Below are 18,230 nucleotides of genomic sequence, written 5' to 3'. Positions count from 1 at the left end.
GTCATTCCAGCCAGGTGGTCGAGACGTCGATCACGCCGTTGTAGATTTTCGGGAAGCCCTTCAGCCTGGCGCTGGACAGCGCATAATAAGTGTTCTGGAAGGTCCAGAACCAGATCGCCTCCTTGTTGATCAGGCGGCTGATGGCGCAATAGTCCTCGGTGCGCGCCGCGGGATCTGCCGTGACGCGGGAATGATCGAGCAACCGGTCCAACTCCGGATCGGCGAAGTTGGAGAGCGCGAGCGGGCTGCCGCTGCGGAAGTTCGCATACATCTGCGGATCGGGATCGGCGAGATCGACGATGCGCCACGGCACCATCTGGAATTGGCGCATGAAGGCGCGCGGCGGGATGGTGGCCTGATCGACTTGCTCGATTTCCATATTGGCACCGACGCGCTTCCAGAATTGCTGGAGCACCTGGCCGATCATGCGGCCGCGCGGCGTCGCGGTCACCAGCGTCTTGAACTCGACCGGCTTGCCGTAATCCTTGAGCAGCGCCTTGGCCTTCTCGACGTCGAACGGCAGCGCGCCGTCGTCCTTGCACTTGACCCAGGAGCCGTCGCCGTAAGGGTTGCTCGCGGGCCGGCTCAGGCCGTTGCTGATCGCCTGCGACATCTTTGGACGGTCGATCGCCATCACCAGCGCCTGGCGTACGCGCACGTCGTCGAACGGCGCGACCTTGGTGTTGAAGGCGTAGACCGCGGCGCCCGAGCCCTTGTAGGTGTGCACGGTGAGCTTGGAGTCCTTCTGCGCCTTCATGATGTTGTCGGCGTCGTTCTCGTCGTCCCAGATGATGTCGGCTTCACCCGATTGCAGCGAGGCAAAGCGCGACTGCGCGTCGGGCAGCGGCTTCAGGATGATGCGGTCGAGATAGGGACGGCCCTTGTCCCAGTAATCCGGGTTCTTCTCCAGCACCATGCGGTCGCCGGCGGTCCATGATTTCAGGATGTAGGGGCCGGTGCCGACGGGATTGCGATTGTAGTCGTCGCCCTTGGTCTTCCACGCCGTCGGCGAATGCACGACGTTGTTCTGGCTCTGGATGGTGTTCGTCGCCGGCAGGTTCACGGAAGGGTCGGTCAGATTATAGACGACGGTGTATTCGTCCGGCGCCAGCACCTCCTTGACGTTGGTGATGTAGAAGGCGCAGCGGCACTTGTTGGCGGGGTCCTTCTGGCGGTCGAAATTCTCCTTGAAGGCCTGCGCATTGAACGGCGTGCCATCGTGGAATTTCACGCCCTGGCGCAGCTTGAAGGTCCAGCTCTTGTAGTCGTCGGAATGGGTCCAGGACACCGCGAGCTTGGGCGCGGCCTCGCCCTTGTCGTCGAGTGTGGTCAGCGTGTCGAAGATCGCGGCGGCGGCGGTGAAGGTCGAGGTGTCGTAGACGCCGACCTTGAGCGGATCGAAGCCGGGAATGTCCAGCTCCTGGCCGACGGTGATGCTGCCGCCGGCATTCTGCGCCAGCGACGGCTCAGCCAGTGGAAGGAGCGCAAATGCCGCAACAAGGAAAATCGGCGCGCGCTTGCACGCCGCGGCAGCAATGTTCGTCATGGTTCCTCCCGGGATCCTCGTCCGATGTTTCGGATCGCTGATGACTCGGGCGAGCTTGGCGGCAAATGCTCGCCACGGCAAGAGGAACACAGGGGGTTCGATGCCGCATGCGCGCGGCGAGACGCGCTCAGCTGGCCGCTTCTGTATTGCCTGACGGAATTGGAGCATCATTGGCGAGACCGATTTCGTCGCGCAGCGCATCCGTGTGCTCGCCAAGCGCGGCCATCGTCTTGCCCGGCGTCGTGTCGGCGCCCGTCATCCGGAACGGCAGATTGAGCACCTGGAACGCGCCGCCGCCGTCCTCCACTGACGAGAGCGCCTGCCGGTGCGCGAGCTGCGGATCGGCCAGGGCTTCCTTGATGGTGCGATAGGCCGAGGCCGGCACGCCGGCGGCGCTCAAATCCACAAGACATGCGTCGGTCGTGAGCGGCTTCGACCAGGCCTCGACGCCGTCCATCATGTCGGCCCAGTGCTCGCGCCGCGGAGCGTAGGAGGCAAAGCGCGGATCGGAGATCCATTCGGGGCGGCCGATCACGCCCATCAGGGCCTGGAACGTCTTCTCGCTGGCGACCGTGATCATGACATAGCCGTTGGCGGTCTCGGTCGGCCCGAACATCGGGCGCGGCGGCGGCTTCACCGCGAATTGCGAGCTCTGCAGCTCGATCACCGTCAAGGTCAGCATCGACTCCAGCATGGAGACGTCGATGTGCTGGCCGAGCCCGGTCACCGTGCGCTGATAGAGCGCGGAGGCGATCGCGCCGAAGCCATAGGTGCCGGTGACGACATCGGCATGGTAGATGCCGCAATAGTCCGGACGGTTGCGACCGGGCTGGTAGGCGAGATGCGCCATGTCGTAGCCGGAGGCGGCGTGGATCACCGGTGCGTAGGCCGGCAGCTCGGCCGAGGGACCGCTCTGGCCATAGCCCGAGATCGAGCAGTAGATCAGCCTGGGATTGACCGGGCGGAGACTGTCATAGTCGAGCCGCAGCCGGCGCATCACGCCGGGACGAAAGTTCTCGACCAGGATGTCTGATGTCGCGACCAGCCGGCGGACCGCCTCCCTGCCGTCTTCCGACTTGAGATCGAGCACGACGCTCTTCTTGCCGACATTGAGCTGGCCGAACACGGTGCTGCAGCCCTTGCGCAGCGGCGGCCGTGTCCGCATCGTCTCGCCGCCGTCGGTCTCGATCTTGATGACCTCGGCGCCCATGTCAGCCAGCATCCGCGCGCAATGGGGGCCGGCGATGGTGGTCGAAAAATCCAGGACGCGCAGGCCCGCGAAGGCCTTTGTCGTCGTGGCTTCGTGCTTATCTGGTAGCTGCATCCCTGCTTGGTCCTTGGCCCGTCCCTTAGGAACTATCGTTGTTCTCTCTCGTTGGTGCGCTCGACCCTAGAGGGCAGCGACTGAGTAGGAAAGTCTTTACCGAACGAACGGGTCTCGCGGGCAGGCTGAGATATCCAGGGGCAACTGGACCCGATCTTGCATAGCAGCAATCGGGATCGGAAGAGGGCAATCGTTCTTGAGGGTCTTATTCGTTACCACAGAGATGGACGACTTTGTCCGCGTTGGCGGACTTGGTGCCGTTTCCGCTGCCCTTCCCCGAGCGCTCCGCCCCTTCGCCGATATCCGGATCATGCTGCCCGGCTATCGCGACATCATCGAGCAACTGACCCATATTCAGATCGTTGGGCGCTGCCCGGCCTTCGCGGAGATGCCGGCCTGCTCGCTCGGCCGGGCCGCCACCAAGGACGGCCTGCCGGTCTATGTGCTGTTGTGCTCACAGCTCTACGATCGTCCCGGCAATCCCTATGGCGACGAGTCCGGACGCGACTGGCCGGACAACGACATCCGCTTCGCGCGCTTTGCCTCGGCTGCCGCTGAGCTTGCCATGGGCAAGCTGGACAAGAATTGGGCAGCCGACCTGGTCCATGCCAACGATTGGCAAGCCTCGCTCGTGCCGGCCTATCTCGCCTGGCGCGGCAGCAAGCTGCCGTCGATCCTGACCATCCACAACCTCGCCTATCAAGGTCTCTTCCCGAAGGAGTCGCTGCGGCGGATCGGCGTCCCCGAAAGCTCCTTCCACATCGACGGCGTCGAGTTCTACGACCAGCTCTCCTTCCTCAAGGCTGGCCTCGTCTATGCCTCGCACCTCACCACCGTCAGCGGCACTTACGCGCGCGAGATCACCACGTCCGAATTCGGCTGTGGCCTCGAAGGCCTGTTGCAGCTCCGCTCCGACGCATCCGAGCTCACCGGCATCCTCAACGGCATCGACGAAAGCTGGGACCCGCGCTCCTGCGCCCAGCTCGCGCAGCAATTCGGCGCCGGCGACTGGGTCGGCAAGAAGGCCAATGCGGACTACGTACGCAAGCAGTTTGGCCTCGCGGTCTCACGCGGGCCGATGTTCGCGATTGTCGCACGCCTCGTCCACCAGAAGGGCATCGACCTCGTGCTGTCGGCTGCCGACGAGATCATCGATGCCGGCGGCCAGATCGTGGTCACCGGCTCCGGCGAGCCGGCGCTCGAACAGGCTCTGGTCGACGCCCATCGCCGCCGCCCCGACGCCATCGGCGTCACCATCGGCTTCAACGACGCCCAGGCGCGCCGCATTTTTGCCGGCAGCGATTTCACATTGATGCCGTCGCGGTTCGAGCCCTGCGGACTGAGCCAGATGTATGCGCAGCGTTTCGGCTCACTGCCGATCGGCCACCAGACCGGCGGCCTGGCCGAGACCATTACCGACGGCGAGACCGGTTTCCTGTTCTCGAGGCCCTCGCACGAGTCCTTCCTCGGCGGCGTCCGCCGCGCCTTCGAAGCGTTCATGGCCCAGGACCAGCTCGACACCATGCGCCGCAGCGCCATGGGGCGGTCGTTTTCCTGGAGCATCTCGGCGGGAAGCTACAGCGCGCTGTATCGGAAGCTGGCGGCGGTGTGAGGCCGGCTACTTCCCGCGCACATCCATCTGCGGCCGGCCGATCCAGGCGCGGTTGAGGCAGCGTATCATCCAGTCGGGCTGCGGTTCACCGCGCAGCCGCGCCTGTGCTTCCTGATAGGGGCCGACATAGCGCAGCCGATCCGGCAATTTCGGATAGACCCGCCGTATCCATCGCAGCGCGTTGTCGGCGCCTCTCTTGTCGCGCTCATCGAGCTCAAACCCAAAGCCCACACGCAACGGCTCCGGCAGCAGGCTTGCCGTGAGCGCGCGATACCAGCGCGGCGGCCGCAGCCACGGACGCGCACCGCCAAAGATCTGCGCGGCGATCTCGCGTGCGGCCGGGCTGACGGTCAGCGTATCTGACTTCGCCATCGCTGCGGTATAGGCCGCAAAGCCGGACCAGTCGGCCGGCAGATCATCGCCCGTCAGTCCGAACAGTGCGCCAAAGGTCCGGCTCTCGGTCCAGTAGCGCTCGCGCTCTTCCACCGAGAGTGGCGGCAGAACCAGATCATGCGCCATCAGCGCGGTCTCGGCCAGCGTCGCATGAACCCAGCGCAGCGACGGAATGTCATTGGCGCAGTAGCGCGAGCCGGCTGCGAAGGGACCGACGGTCTCCGGCATCTCGCCGACAATCATGCTGTGGCGCCGGTGCAGTTGCCGCGACGACAGCATGGCGCGGTCGAGCGAGCCGAACACCATGGCAAAGACAATGTCGAAGGTGCGATGGAAGCGCCCGATCGGATCGGCAAAGGTTTTGGAGTGCTCGGCGATGGCGGCCGCGACCCAGGGATGCGCGAGTTGCAGCAGCATCGCCCGGCCGGCACCGAGAAAGATGACCGCCTCGCGATCGATCCGCCAGGTCACAGAGGACGGACCGAACACGCCGGGCACCGGTCCCGCCGCATTGGCGCGGACCTGATCGAGAGCCAATTCCAGATCGTTCCCGGAGACCACTTGCAGAGCCTCATCGATTACGGACCGGCGCCGACGATCCACAAGGCCTGTGGCAATTCGATGAAGCGAACGGCGGCTTGTGGCGCTATTCCGCGGCCAGCGGCATCTCGTCGATATGCTCGTGCAACACGACGCCCGACAGCGGATCGAATTCGCCGATCCACGGCGCGCGCGCCAGCACCGACCTCGTATGCGCATAACCGGCGTCCCAGCGCTGCATGATGCCGGACGGGCTGAAGTCGATGTCCTTGGTATGGGTCTCGCGATCGAGCTGTGGTGCCAGCAACCGCACCACATGCATGCGCGTCGAACAGCCGTAGCCGATCAGATCTCTCACCGCGAGATCATCGCGCTCGCTCTCGGGCAATCGTGCCGCAAGCTGGTTGATGACATGGCGCAGCCGATGAGCCTGCTGCTGGCGCTCGATCTGGCTCGCGATCCTGCTGGAATATTGCACGTCCTTGTGCCGTGTCAGGACCTCGCCCATCGTGGTCGGCTCGGCCCCGGCGGGATTCCACAGATGCACGGAGAAGATCAGCGAATTCCGGCGCGGGTTGTCGTCGAACACGGCTTCCGTCGGCGAGTTCGACAGAATGCCGCCGTGCCAATAGAGGTCGCCGTCGATACGCACCGCCGGGAAGGCCGGCGGCAGTGCGCCCGAGGCCATGACGTGCTTCACCGTCAGCTCACCGTCGCGGCTGTCGAAATAGCGCATCTGACTGGTGCCGACATGGGCCGCACCGACCGTGAGGCGCGGCGAGCCGCAATTGGCGAGGCCGAAATCGACGAGTTCGCGCAGCGTGCCCTCCAGCGGCGCGGTCGAATAATAGCCGGCGCGATCGGCGCCGAGCGGATAGGACTCGCCGGCATGCGCCGCCAGATTGGGCTTGAAGAAGCCGGGAATGCCGCCTGTGACAGTCGACCAATAGGCCAGTCTGTCGTCGAAGCCGGGGACGCCGGTCCGCAGAGGCCAGACCGGCGTCTGCTCCATCCGCTTCCAGAATTGCTTCAGGCGCGAGAGCCTGTTCTCCGGCGCGTTGCCGGCGATCAGGCTCGCATTGATGGCCCCGATCGAGGTGCCGATAACCCAGTCGGGCTCGATGCCCGCCTCGTGCAGGGCCTGGTAGACGCCAGCCTGATAGGAGCCGAGCGCACCGCCGCCTTGCAGCACCAGAACGACCTGTCCCGGCAGATCCCTGGACCTTCTCGCCCCGGCGCTATCCTGCATGCTCGTCGCACTCCTGCTCCAGAGAGCCTTACGCAAAATCCTCCGGCATTGTTACGCCCGGCGACCGTCGGCCGTCCAGCGACCATCGTCCGGATAGGGCGCAGATATCAGCGGAACCGGCGGAGCGTTAACGCTTTGCTGGCGCGTCCTGCGGCGGCGGGTCGTCGTCGGCGATCGCCCGCCAGGCGGCGCCGTCGAGATCGTCGTACTGGCCGCTGCGGGGCATCGCGGATTCTCTCTGAAAGAACACGCCGCCAGAAACCACATTCACCCTCGCGGGGAATTGATTGAAATCAAGATTGGTCTTTGGATTCTTCGTGTGAGCGGGTATTTTTTGGGAAGGGCCCCGTCCGTTTACGGCGCAGCCAGTTGAAGTGCTCCTGCTGCCCCCGCGCCGTCATTGCGAGGAGCTCTTGCGACGAAGCAATCCAGGATCTCTCCGCGGCGACAGTCTGGATTGCTTCGCTTCGCTCGCAATGACGGAGGCTGCAACCCTACGGCTTAGCTTGAGACACTCACTCGCTCGCGGTCTCCTTCAGGGCCGCGATGACGTCCTCGCGCGCGACGATTCCGACCAGCTTTTGCGCGCTGTCGAGCACGATGATGCTCCGGATGCGGTGCTCGACCATGATCTGGAGAACGCGCGTCAGCCGCGTGTCGGGGCTGACATAGATGAACTCGGGCGTCATGACGTCGCCGACCTTGCGGCTCATCAGGTCGTGGTAGCGCGGCAGCATCTGGCTCGGCGTGAAAGCGAAACACTTGAGGATGTCGAATTTGGTGACGATGCCGACGATTTGCCCGTCATCCTCGACGGGGTAGGAGTTGAAATCGTCCTGCTCGAACATCTCGCTGAGCGCGAGCAGATCATGGTCGCGCTTCACCGTTTTGACGTTACGCGTCACGTAGCCGTCGACGGTCTGCTCAAGGAATTTGTACACGGCGCGTCCTCTTCGATTGGTCTTGTGTTCGAGGCGTCAGTGCGACAGCAGCACGCAGCGGGCGGTTTGCGTGACCAGATATTGCGTGACGCCGCCGAGGATCAGCTCGCGGAAACGGGAATGACCGTAGGCGCCGGCGACGATCAGGCCGGCGCCGACATCGCCGGCAATCCGCTCCAGCTGAGCGGCAGCGGTTTCGTCCCCCGTGGCCTCCGGAACGCGTGCGGTCGCGGTGACACCGTGGCGGGCGAGCCAGGAAGCCACGTCGCTGACACGTGCCATCACGGCCGCGCGGTCATCGTCTTCTTCCGGAATCTCGACGATGGCGACATCCCTCGCCTTGCGCAGCATCGGTAGCGCGTCGGCCACCGCGCGGCGCGCTTCGGGCGTGTCCTTCCAGGCCACCAGCACGCTACGCAGATCGAGCCAGTTGATTTGATCAGGCACGGCCAGAAGCGGCCGGCCGGCCTGCATCACCAGGTCTTTGGGACTCGCGAGCGAAAACGCATCGGAAAAGGCCGGGCTCCGCCCGCCGCTGACGACGATGTCGGCGCAGCGCGCCTGCGCCAGCACGAATCGCGTGGGAAAATCCATAGCGCAGCGCCATTCCGCGCGCCCGCCGCGGGTTTTGGTCGCGGCGCGGAATTCCGCCTCCAGATCGGCCAGACACCTCTTGACCGAGGCATCCTCCTGATCGATCAGGCGCTGGGCCTCCGCACCATCGGTGAAATAGAGCGGCGGGGCGAATTTTGCTGCGGCGACCCCGACGAGTGCCGCCTCGAATCGTTCGGCGAGCTCGCCCGCGACCTGAAGGCGCGCCTCGTTGGGCTGATCGAGCGCCAGGCTGACCATCACGGTCGCGTATGTCATGAGAATTCTCCAGGCCAATAGACTGGCGCGAAGTCTAGCCGCGCCGGCGCGAAGCAGGATGAGATAGATCAAACTGCCCGGCGCGATTCCGCGGCAAATCCGCTAATGGAATCAGACATCGGAACTTGCTTCGGACCCGCCCATGGGCGAAGTTGATCATGTTCACGGCGCCATGCCCGCCGCGCGAAGACAGGAGCCACCGAGTGTCGCCGACCCGCGTAACGCACCCGCCGGACGATCATCGCGGCGAGCATTTCCGGGTCCGCATCGAGGGGTTCGGCGTCGGCACCTGGGATCTCGACCTCACGACGCGCGAGCTGGAATGGTCGGAAACCGCGCGGATGCTGCTCGGCGTCGAGCGCGGCGAGCCTGCGAGCTACGACCTCTTCCTGTCGCGCCTCAAGGCCGAAGACCACGCGCGCGTCGAGACTGCGATCAAACAAGTCTCCGAGCGCGGCGGCGGCTTCGACGTCTCTTTCAGGATTGCCGAAACGTCCGACCGGGGCAAATGGATCAGGGCCCGTGCCGGTCTGATCAGGGACGACGCCGGCGTCGCGCGCCATCTCAGCGGAATCCTCCTCGACATCGACCAGGAGAAGCAGGTCGAGGAAGCGCTGCGCACGCGCGAGAGCCACCTCCGCTCCATCCTGCACACCATTCCCGACGCCATGATCGTCATCGACGGCCGCGGCATCATGCAGCTGTTCAGCACGGCCGCCGAACGCCTGTTCGGCTGGTCCGAGCAGGAGGCGATCGGCCAGAACGTCAGCATCCTGATGCCGGAACCGGACCGCACCCGCCACGACACCTATATCGCGCGCTATCGCTCGACCGACGATCCGCACATCATCGGCATCGGCCGCATCGTGACCGGCAAGCGCCGCGACGGCACGACGTTCCCGATGCATCTGTCGATCGGCGAGATGCAATCCGGCGGCGAGCCCTATTTCACCGGCTTCGTCCGCGACCTCACCGAGCATCAGAAGACGCAGGCGAGGCTTCAGGAATTGCAGTCCGAGCTGGTCCACGTCTCGCGGCTGACCGCGATGGGCGAGATGGCCTCCGCGCTCGCCCACGAGATCAACCAGCCGCTGGCGGCGATCAGCAACTACATGAAGGGATCGCGGCGGCTGCTCGCCGGCAGCACCGACCCCAACATTGCGAAGATCGAAAGCGCGCTGGATCGTGCGTCGGAACAGGCGGTGCGCGCAGGCCAGATCATCCGGCGCCTGCGCGACTTCGTCTCCCGCGGCGAATCCGAGAAGCGGATCGAGAGCCTGTCGAAGCTGATCGAGGAAGCCGGCGCGCTCGGCCTTGCCGGCGCGCGCGAGCAGAAGGTGCAGCTCCGCTTCAATCTCGATCCCGGCGCCGACCTCGTGCTCGCCGACCGCGTGCAGATCCAGCAGGTTCTGGTCAATCTGTTCCGCAATGCGCTGGAAGCGATGGCGCAGTCGCCGCGGCGCGAGCTCATCGTCACCAACAGGCGCGTCACGGACGACATGATCGAGGTGGACGTGTGTGACACCGGCTCCGGCTTCCAGGACGACGTCATTCCAAACCTGTTCCAGACCTTCTACACCACCAAAGAGACCGGCATGGGCGTGGGACTGTCGATCAGCCGCTCGATCATCGAGGCTCACGGCGGCCGCATGGTCGCCGAGAACAACGCATCCAGCGGCGCGACATTCCGCTTCACCCTGCCCGCAGCCGATGAGACCTGATCAATGACGACCAAGGGACATGTCTACGTCATCGACGACGACGAAGCGATGCGGGACTCGCTCAACTTCCTGCTGGATGCCGCGGGCTTCGGCGTCACGCTGTTCGACAACGCGCAAGGCTTTCTCGACGCCCTGTCCGGCCTCGCCTTCGGCTGTGTCGTCTCCGACATCAGGATGCCGGGCCTCGATGGGATCGAGCTGTTGAAGGTCATGAAGGCACAGCACTCGCCGTTTCCGATCCTGATCATGACCGGCCACGGCGACGTGCCGCTCGCGGTGGAGGCGATGAAGCTCGGCGCCGTCGACTTCCTGGAAAAGCCGTTCGAGGACGACCGCCTCACCGCCATGATCGAGACCGCGATCCGTCAGGCCGAGCCGGCGGCCAAGAGCGAAGCCATCGCCCACGACATCGCCGCCCGCGTCGCTTCCTTGAGCCCGAGGGAGCGGCAAGTCATGGAAGGACTGGTCGCAGGTCTCTCCAACAAGCTGATCGCCCGCGACTACGACATCAGCCCGCGCACCATCGAGGTCTACCGGGCCAATGTCATGACCAAGATGCAGGCTGGCAGCCTGTCGGAACTGGTGCGGCTGGCGATGCGCGCCGGCATGCTGAAGGATTGAGGCAAGCACACTTGAGGCAAGTCAAAACCTTCGCTTCCGCCTGTGCTACGCGACCAGAATGATCGAGATCGTCTCTCAACATCAGCGGCTGCCAATGGCGTCACCCGCACAGCCCGTCGTCTACGTCGTCGACGACGATGACGCCGTGCTGGGATCGCTGCGCTTCCTGCTGGAAACCGACGGCTTTACCGTGCGGACCTTCCGGAACGCCACCGCGCTGCTCAACGCGATGCGCCCGCCCGGCGCGGACTGCTACGTGATCGACTACAAGATGCCCGACATCAACGGCATCGAGCTCGCCGGCCGCTTGCGCCAGTCCGACGGCGACACCCCGGTGATCCTGATCACCGGCTATCCCGACGGCAATATTTCGGCCCGCGCGACGGCGGCAGGCGTGAAAGACGTGATTTTGAAGCCGCTTCTGGACGAAAACCTGGTCAAGCGCATCCGCCACGCCATCCAGGCCCGCCGCGGCAATTGACCTACGGGATTCTACGTAAGGGATCCCCCTTAAGATATCTCGCGAAATTTCCGAAGCACCCGATATCGCGTACCAAAGCGCCATGACAACGGAGATGGCGCAGATGCTGACCCAGACGCTCAACACCCAGGCGATCGATACGCAGGTTCGTGGCAAGTTTGCCCCGCCCCATCCCGTCTCCGACCAGTTCGGCGCGGTCACCGGTCATGTCGGCCTGGTCGCCACTGAATTCTCTTATCGCAAGGAAGAAGAGATCTACGGCGAGGACGAGCCGGCGGAATACGTTTACCAGGTCGTTACCGGCGCAGTCCGCAGCTACAAGCTGCTCTCCGACGGCCGCCGGCAGATCGGCTCCTTCCACCTTGCCGGCGACGTGTTCGGCCTCGAATCCGGCCCCACCCACCGTCTCGCCGCCGAAGCCATCATCGACACCAATGTGCGCCTGGTGAAGCGGGCGAGCCTCGAGAAGGCCGCCGGCACCGACGTCCACGTCGCCCGCAAGCTCTGGGCCATGACCGCCGGCGAGTTGCGCCACGCCGAAGACCATATGCTGCTGCTCGGCCGCAAGACCGCGATGGAGCGCGTTGCGGCCTTCCTGCTCGAAATGGATCGCCGCCTTGCGGTAGCCGGCATGATGGCGCTGCCGATGTGCCGCCGTGACATCGGTGACTATCTCGGCCTGACGCTCGAGACCGTGTCGCGCGCGCTGTCGCAGCTTCACGCCCAGGGCATTTTGGGATTTTCCGGCGCCCGCCAGATCGTGCTGCGCAACCGCGCGCGCCTGAACAATCTCGACGCCTGATCGTTATTCCCCCATTTATGGCCGGCTGATCTCGTTCAGCCGGCCATTTCTTTTGCCGCGATGCCCGTGCGCCGGGTCTCCGGCATCACGACCAGGATCAGCAACAGTCCTATCGCTGCAATGCTCGCCAGCCCGAAGAACGCGGTGGCATTGCCGAACTTGTCGCTGACATAGCCGCCGAGCGCGGTGCTGAGGGACGCACCGATGCCGCTCGCGGTGCCGACAATGCCCTGCGCCAGGTTGAAATGCCCGCTGCCGAAGGCGACGTCGGCCACGATCAGCGGGATCATCACCGCGAACACCGCCGCCGTAAAGCCGTCGAACACCTGCACCAGCACCAGCAGATAGGGATCGCGCACGGTCGCGAACAGCAGGCCGCGGATCATCAGCGCGCCGAAACCGACCAGCAGCAATGGCCGCCGGCCCCAAAGCTGCGCCTTGCGTCCGACCGTCGGCGACAGCACCGCCACAATCGCCTGCGGCACGACAATGCAGAAGGCAACGAGCACCGTAGCCCATTGGCTCGACCGCGCCGTCACGGCGCTTGCCATCAGCGGCATCATCGCGGCGTTCGCGAGCTGCAACAGCAGCACGCTCAGCGCAAAGACGATCAGCGGTTTCTGCCGGATCAGATGCCAGATATTGGAGTCGCCCCGATCCTCCGCCTCACGCGGCATCTCGCCGTGGCAGCGCGCGATATCGACCTCCTCTTCGCGGATCCGCGACAGCGCGATCAGGGTCGGGATCGCGAGCAGGAAGGTCACCAGGAATACCGAGCGGCTGGAGAGCAGATATCCGGCGGTCCCCATCACCGCCGCGGCAACACCGTTGCCGAGCGAGGCAAAGCGGGCGTTACGGCCGAGCCGCTCGCCGATCTTAAACGGTCCGACCAGGCCAAGGCTGATCGCCGCGATCGCCGGACCCAGCACGCAGCTCGCCGCCGCGTGCAGCGTGGCAGCCATGACCACCACCGGGAAGATCGGCATCGCCGCATAGGCGAGCGCGCAGCAGCCGATGGTCACGATCGCAAGCGCTGCGACCAGCCGCTCGGATTTCGCGGCATCGATGATGGCGCCGCCCGGCATCTGGCCGATCAGCGCGACGATGCCGCCGATCGACAGCACGAGGCCGATCTCGACTTGGGTCCATTTCTGCGTCGTGAGGTAAACCGCGATGAAGGGACCAAAACCGGTCTGCACGTCAGCAAGGAAGAAGATGAACCAGTCGAGGCCGCGCAGGCTCCGGCGCGACGGCGCCGGAATGCCCGCAGGCGGAGGTGCGGCGACGTTGTCGTGTTCAACGCGTCCCTCGCGATCTGCAAGCTTCGGCTTCCTCGACAACAGCACAGGCAGTCAGCCCTCCCCCCTCCTCATTGAATAGCTTGCAGCGGTTGAAGACTGCCGGACGCGCCAAGCACGACCATCGGCGTGTCTTCCTTGTATTCCGGCGCGGCCGCGACCTGCGCCTTGGTCAATTCCAGCGTGATGCTGTCCTTCTTGTTGGTGATCTTGCCGAAACGAAGCGCGTTCCAATCCACCACGATCCTGCGGCTGCCGACGCCGAGGAAGCCGCCGAAATCGATCACGGCGGCGCGCACGCGACCGGTGAGATCTACGATGACGTCGACGATATGGCCCATGTCCTCGTCCGCCGCGCTGCGCACGTCACGGCCGAGCACGCCATGGGCGTCGCTGGCGCCGATGATGGTCACCGACGGCGGCGGCGCGGCATCCTTCGGCGTGACAGGCACCACAGAGGCCGGCGGCTGCACCGTCGGCGGTGCGTTCGCTTCCGTGGCGGCCGCGGGCTGCTCTTCCGCAGCACGCGATACGGCAACCGTCAATCCCGCGACGATCGCCACGCTCAGGACCAACCATCCGGCGCTACGCATGAACCCTCCTTGCCGCAGCTCCCTAGCGCGCCAGCACGATCGATACCTGAATTTGCCCGCGCGTGCGCAGCACCTCCAGCGCCACGTCGTGGCCGTGGCGGCTGACGCGCAAATCGACGCTGGACTCGCCCAGCCGCAGATCGCGCAGGATAACCTCGTTCAAAAACGTCGGAAGTTGCGGATTGCGCAGGCGGATCTCGCAGCGCGCGACGTCGAACTCGATGCCGAGCGCAGCTTCCAGCAGCGTGAACGGCGTCGCGCTGGCCCAGGCCTGCGGTGCGCAGGCAACGGGATAGAGCGTCGGACCGCGCCGTTGCTCACGCCGGAAGCCGCAAAACAATTCCGGCAGCCGGCGCAGGTCCATATAGGTCGCGGCATCGAACAGACCCTTGAATACATGCGCGACCGAATGCTTGAGCCCGTAATGCGCCAGACCAAGCGCGATCAGCGCGTTGTCGTGCGGCCAGATCGAGCCGTCGTGATACGACATCGGATTGTAGCGCACCTCGCCGCGCGCGACGGTGCGGATGCCCCAGCCCGAGAAGAAATGCGGCCGCATCAGATCGGCCGCGACGAGACGGGCGCGGTCCTCCCGGATCATGCCACTGAACAGAACCTGCCCGGCATTCGAGGTCCGCACCTCACATCGCCGCTTCTTGCCGTCGAGCGCGAGCGCATAGGTGCCGAGCTCCTCGCACCAGAATGCCTCCTCAAAACGCTCGGCGAGCGTCTTGGCCTCCGCCTCGAGCCTCTTGGCGACGTCGGGCTTGCCGAGCCGCAGCGCGCATCGCGCGGCGAGCTGTTTTGCTGCGTAGACATAGCCCTGGACCTCGGCGAGTGCGATGTTGCCCTCCGCGAGCTTGCCGTCGGCATGGAAGATCGCGTCGAAAGAGTCCTTCCAGCCCTGGTTGGCGAGCCCCTTTTCGGTGGCGCGCTGGTATTCGACAAAGCCGTCCTGATCGGGGTCGCCGGGACCGTCGATCCAGGCGAGCCCGGCCTCGATCGCCGGCCACAGCTCGACCAGGGTCTTCTCGTCGCCGGTGCGCTCGACATAACGGCCGGCGAGCAGGACGAACAAGGCGGTGGAATCCACGCTGCCGTAATATTGCGAGAACGGCACCTCGCGCAGCGCCGCCATCTCGCCACCGCGCATCTCGTGCAGGATCTTTCCCGGCGCAGCATCGGCGAGCGGATCGACCGCTTTGGCCTGGAAATGCGCAAGCCGACGCAGCACGCCTTTGGCGACCCGCGGATCGACCCACAGCATCTGCAGCGCCGTGATCAGGCCGTCGCGGCCGAACGTCGTCGAGTACCAGGGAATGCCGGCATAGGGATAGCGCCCCTGCGGCGTCTCCGTCATCAGCATGTTGAGGTCGGCCATGGCCTGGCACAGCACCTCGTTGAAAATGTTGTTGGAGGTCTCGATGCTGGCCGCGCCGTTCGTCGACTGCCGCATCTCGCGGCGGTGGGCGAGCAGGCCCCTGAAGAAGCGCGCCGGCTTCTCCGCGATCGGCCGGTTGCAGGACACGGCCACGAACAGCGATTTGGCCTCGTGCGGGTCCAGTTCGAGCTGCCAGGTCGCGGCATTGACCGAGAGCCGCGTCGGACGCGGATCGAAATGCAATCCGGTGGTCCGCTCGGCATCGTCGAGGCCACGATACTCGAACAGGACGTCGCTCGGCCCGAGCAGCCTGCTGGTGCCGGTGCCGCGGCGCGGACGCCGCTCGCCGCGCACTTCGAATAGATCGGCAAAATCGTTATCGAACAGCAGCGTCAGCTCGAAACTGGCGCATTGCTCGCCGTGGTTCTGCAGCCCGATGCGCTGATACGCCGTACCGCGCCACAGGAAGATCGTGCGCACGATGTGCAGCAGGTCCTTTTGCAGGACAATGCGGCCCTGGCGATAGATGTCGGGATTGGTCAGGTCGACCGTCAGTCCCGAATTGTCGTCGCGCAGGTTCGAGCCGAGCAGCAACGGCTGGAGATCGTCGAGCACAAGCTCCAGCCGCGCCAGATAGCGCGTGTCATGGTTGAACAGGCCATCCGGCCCGCCGGCCGACGCGCCGATGTCGCCATGACTGTCCAGCACGATGAAAGTGTCGTCGTGCTTGAGCGAGCGACGGGGCCTCGCGGCAGGCCCCGTCATCGGAATGTAGAACGCCTGCTCCGCGACGGTCTCTATCGCCTGCGATGCCGGGATGATCTTGGTTGCGGCTTCGGCTGCCATGAGCTGCTCCCCTGCGGCTTGTTTTTCGAACGCGGCCAACGCAACGCAACTGTTGGGTTTTACGCGGCGAACTTCGCGAGCCGGCTCATTTCCTGCGTCACCAGCTCACGGTATGGACCGTGGCCCTGCATCAGGCGATCGGGTGCGCCATCCTCGATGATCTTGCCATGCTTGAGCACGATCACGCGGTCGAAATTGCGCAGCGTCGCGAGACGATGCGCGATCGCGATCACGGTGCGGCCGCGCATCAACCGCGCCAGCGCCTCGCGGATCGCTTCCTCGGACTCGCTGTCGAGCGCCGCGGTCGCCTCGTCCAGCAGCAGGATCGGCGCGTCCTTGACGAAGGCGCGCGCGATCGCGATGCGCTGGCGCTGGCCCCCGGACATTTTCACGCCGCGGTCGCCGACCATGGTGTCGAGACCGTCCGGCAGGCTGTCGATGAAATCGCAGCGCGCCGCAATCGCCGCGCGCAGCACCTCGTCGTCGGTCGCGTTCGGCCGGCCGTAGCGGATGTTCTCGCGGATCGAGCGATGGAACAGGGAGATGTCCTGCGGCACCACCGAGATCGCCTCGCGCAGGCTCTGCTGCGTCACCATGGCAATATCCTGCCCATCGACGGTCACACTGCCCTCGTCGACATCGTAGAAGCGTTGCAGCAGCGTGAACAGGGTCGATTTGCCGCCGCCGGACTGGCCGACCAGGCCAACGCGCTGGCCGGGCTGCAGCCGCAGGCTGAAGCGCTCAAAGATCTTCTCACCGCCCGGATAGCCGAAGGTGACGTTGTTGTATGCGATCGCGGCACCGCTCTTGACCAGTGGCTCGGCCTCGGGGTGATCGCGCAATTCATGCGGCACCAGCAGCGTGGCGATCGCCTCGGTCAGGCGCGCGACATGCTGGGTGACGTCGACAAGCGCCACCGCAAGGTCGCGGGTCGCGCTCAGGATGGAGATGCCGAGGGTACAGACCAGCACGACGTCGCCGGTGGTCGCCTCGCCCTGTTGCCAGAGTGTGACCGCCCACGCCATCAGCGCGACGGTCAAAATCACGGTCACGGCGGCATGCAACAGCCGGAGCTTCTCCAGATAGCGCAGGCTGCGCCCGCGCGCACTGACTTCCCGGTTCACCGTGGCATCGAACCGCTCATGCTCATGGCCGATGCCGCAGAAGGCGCGGACCAGCGGCATGTTGCTGATGACGTCGATCATCTCGCCGTCGACGGCGGCGGCCTTGTCGGCAAAGTCGTCATGCAGCGGTTTGCCGGCCGCGGCGAGACGGAACATTGCGGCCACCATACCCCCCGCGATCACGGTCAGGCCGAGCGCCATATAGGGGCTCACGGTTCCAATCAGCGCGATCGCCGCAATTGTGGCGATGCACGGCGGCAACACATTCCAGACGAACATGTTCTCGACGGTGAACACCGCATTGGATGTGGCCGTAATGCGACTGGTCAGCATGCCCGGCATCCGGTCCGAGAAATAACTCGGCGCATGTCCGGTCAGATGACGAAATATGTCACGGCGTAAGTCGCCAGTGACACGAACGAAGGTGAAGCTCGCGGTCCAGCTCGCGATCCGCCACAAAAAGTTGTCGGCGGCAATCAGCGACATGAGCAGAATGAATGCCAGCCATACGCTGCCGCCATGAGAGGTTCCCGCGGACAAGGCGTCGACAAGCGATTTAACGCCGTACTGTGTGCCTACCGAGCAGGCAACCGCTGCAACCACAGCGCCCAGGATCACCAGATGGGACGCCAAACGATGCCGCAGATAGCGCAAGACAAAGGCAAATGGCCTGCGCGCATATCCAGAAAGATGATCCATTCGCTACGACCCCGTTATTATTTCGAATTTTGTTACTGGTCGATTGAACATCGACCGCTTCGCCTCGGTTCCCGGGCAAAGCCATCACGACATGCGGATACGGACGATGTGAGATGAGGTGATGGCATCATCGCGGCCACGCGTGCTGTGTGTCGAAGAAGTAACGTTCGGGGAAGGAACTTCGCAAAT

Annotated in this window: 15 protein-coding genes and 1 pseudogene; 5 read left to right on the top strand and 11 right to left on the bottom strand. The window is 64.8% G+C overall.

What is annotated here, in order from left to right:
* Nucleotide 1 precedes the first annotated feature (1 nt).
* Both FXB40_RS28690 and FXB40_RS28685 read right to left on the bottom strand, forming a co-directional pair.
* The gene (locus FXB40_RS28690; RefSeq protein WP_148775473.1) at nucleotides 2-1,546 is read right to left on the bottom strand and encodes an ABC transporter substrate-binding protein; all 1,545 of its coding nucleotides are present in this window, start codon (nucleotides 1,544-1,546) and stop codon (nucleotides 2-4) included.
* A gap of 127 nt (nucleotides 1,547-1,673) precedes the next feature.
* Nucleotides 1,674-2,870: a CaiB/BaiF CoA transferase family protein gene (locus FXB40_RS28685; RefSeq protein WP_148775472.1), complete on the bottom strand. Its 1,197-nt coding sequence runs from the start codon at nucleotides 2,868-2,870 to the stop codon at nucleotides 1,674-1,676.
* A gap of 196 nt (nucleotides 2,871-3,066) precedes the next feature.
* Between FXB40_RS28685 and glgA the strand changes: the two genes are divergently transcribed.
* A complete protein-coding gene (glgA, locus tag FXB40_RS28680; RefSeq protein WP_148775471.1) occupies nucleotides 3,067-4,482 on the top strand; it encodes a glycogen synthase GlgA in 1,416 nt (471 codons plus the stop codon).
* A gap of 6 nt (nucleotides 4,483-4,488) precedes the next feature.
* On the opposite strand, the gene FXB40_RS28675 is transcribed toward glgA, so the two are convergent.
* The 5 genes and pseudogenes from FXB40_RS28675 to FXB40_RS28655 form a co-directional block, all read right to left on the bottom strand.
* A complete protein-coding gene (locus FXB40_RS28675; protein ID WP_187437210.1) occupies nucleotides 4,489-5,436 on the bottom strand; it encodes an oxygenase MpaB family protein in 948 nt (315 codons plus the stop codon).
* A gap of 85 nt (nucleotides 5,437-5,521) precedes the next feature.
* Nucleotides 5,522-6,664 carry a patatin-like phospholipase family protein gene (locus FXB40_RS28670; RefSeq protein WP_148775470.1) on the bottom strand — a complete coding sequence of 381 codons (1,143 nt, stop codon included), beginning with the start codon at nucleotides 6,662-6,664 and terminating at the stop codon, nucleotides 5,522-5,524.
* A gap of 127 nt (nucleotides 6,665-6,791) precedes the next feature.
* Nucleotides 6,792-6,884: pseudogene (gene ccoS / locus FXB40_RS28665) on the bottom strand (cbb3-type cytochrome oxidase assembly protein CcoS); the annotation flags it as partial.
* 295 nt (nucleotides 6,885-7,179) lie between these two features.
* Nucleotides 7,180-7,605, bottom strand: a complete 426-nt coding sequence (locus FXB40_RS28660) for a CBS domain-containing protein (RefSeq protein WP_148775469.1) — start codon at nucleotides 7,603-7,605, stop codon at nucleotides 7,180-7,182.
* A gap of 36 nt (nucleotides 7,606-7,641) precedes the next feature.
* Nucleotides 7,642-8,475 (bottom strand): universal stress protein, encoded by an 834-nt coding sequence (locus FXB40_RS28655; protein ID WP_148775468.1) that lies wholly within the window; start codon nucleotides 8,473-8,475, stop codon nucleotides 7,642-7,644.
* A 203-nt stretch (nucleotides 8,476-8,678) separates the two neighbouring features.
* Here FXB40_RS28655 and fixL point away from each other — a divergent pair, with 203 nt between their 5' ends.
* The 4 genes from fixL to FXB40_RS28635 all read left to right on the top strand — a co-directional run bounded on the left by fixL (nucleotide 8,679) and on the right by FXB40_RS28635 (nucleotide 12,100).
* A complete protein-coding gene (fixL, locus tag FXB40_RS28650; protein ID WP_148775467.1) occupies nucleotides 8,679-10,196 on the top strand; it encodes a sensor protein FixL in 1,518 nt (505 codons plus the stop codon).
* 3 nt (nucleotides 10,197-10,199) lie between these two features.
* Entirely contained in the window at nucleotides 10,200-10,817 is a 618-nt protein-coding gene (gene fixJ / locus FXB40_RS28645; protein WP_148775466.1) for a response regulator FixJ, read from the top strand.
* A gap of 58 nt (nucleotides 10,818-10,875) precedes the next feature.
* A complete protein-coding gene (locus FXB40_RS28640; RefSeq protein WP_148775465.1) occupies nucleotides 10,876-11,298 on the top strand; it encodes a response regulator in 423 nt (140 codons plus the stop codon).
* Between the two features lie 103 nt (nucleotides 11,299-11,401).
* Nucleotides 11,402-12,100, top strand: a complete 699-nt coding sequence (locus FXB40_RS28635; RefSeq protein ID WP_187437209.1) for a helix-turn-helix domain-containing protein — start codon at nucleotides 11,402-11,404, stop codon at nucleotides 12,098-12,100.
* A gap of 35 nt (nucleotides 12,101-12,135) precedes the next feature.
* Here FXB40_RS28635 and FXB40_RS28630 read toward each other — a convergent pair whose 3' ends face one another.
* From FXB40_RS28630 to FXB40_RS28615, 4 genes are read right to left on the bottom strand one after another with little or no spacing between them, the layout of a single operon-like run.
* Nucleotides 12,136-13,446, bottom strand: a complete 1,311-nt coding sequence (locus FXB40_RS28630) for an MFS transporter (protein ID WP_148775464.1) — start codon at nucleotides 13,444-13,446, stop codon at nucleotides 12,136-12,138.
* 23 nt (nucleotides 13,447-13,469) lie between these two features.
* The gene (locus FXB40_RS28625) at nucleotides 13,470-13,991 is read right to left on the bottom strand and encodes a PRC-barrel domain-containing protein (RefSeq protein ID WP_187437208.1); all 522 of its coding nucleotides are present in this window, start codon (nucleotides 13,989-13,991) and stop codon (nucleotides 13,470-13,472) included.
* Between the two features lie 22 nt (nucleotides 13,992-14,013).
* The gene (locus FXB40_RS28620; protein WP_148775463.1) at nucleotides 14,014-16,218 is read right to left on the bottom strand and encodes an amylo-alpha-1,6-glucosidase; all 2,205 of its coding nucleotides are present in this window, start codon (nucleotides 16,216-16,218) and stop codon (nucleotides 14,014-14,016) included.
* 59 nt (nucleotides 16,219-16,277) lie between these two features.
* Complete coding sequence (locus FXB40_RS28615) at nucleotides 16,278-18,041, bottom strand: ABC transporter ATP-binding protein (protein WP_148775462.1); 1,764 nt, start codon at nucleotides 18,039-18,041, stop codon at nucleotides 16,278-16,280.
* Between the last annotated feature and the right edge of the window lie 189 nt (nucleotides 18,042-18,230).

Origin of the sequence: Bradyrhizobium rifense, from assembly GCF_008123425.1 — a bacterium.
In the GTDB taxonomy this organism is placed as follows: domain Bacteria; phylum Pseudomonadota; class Alphaproteobacteria; order Rhizobiales; family Xanthobacteraceae; genus Bradyrhizobium; species Bradyrhizobium rifense.
This window is presented reverse-complemented; position numbering and strand designations above follow the sequence as displayed.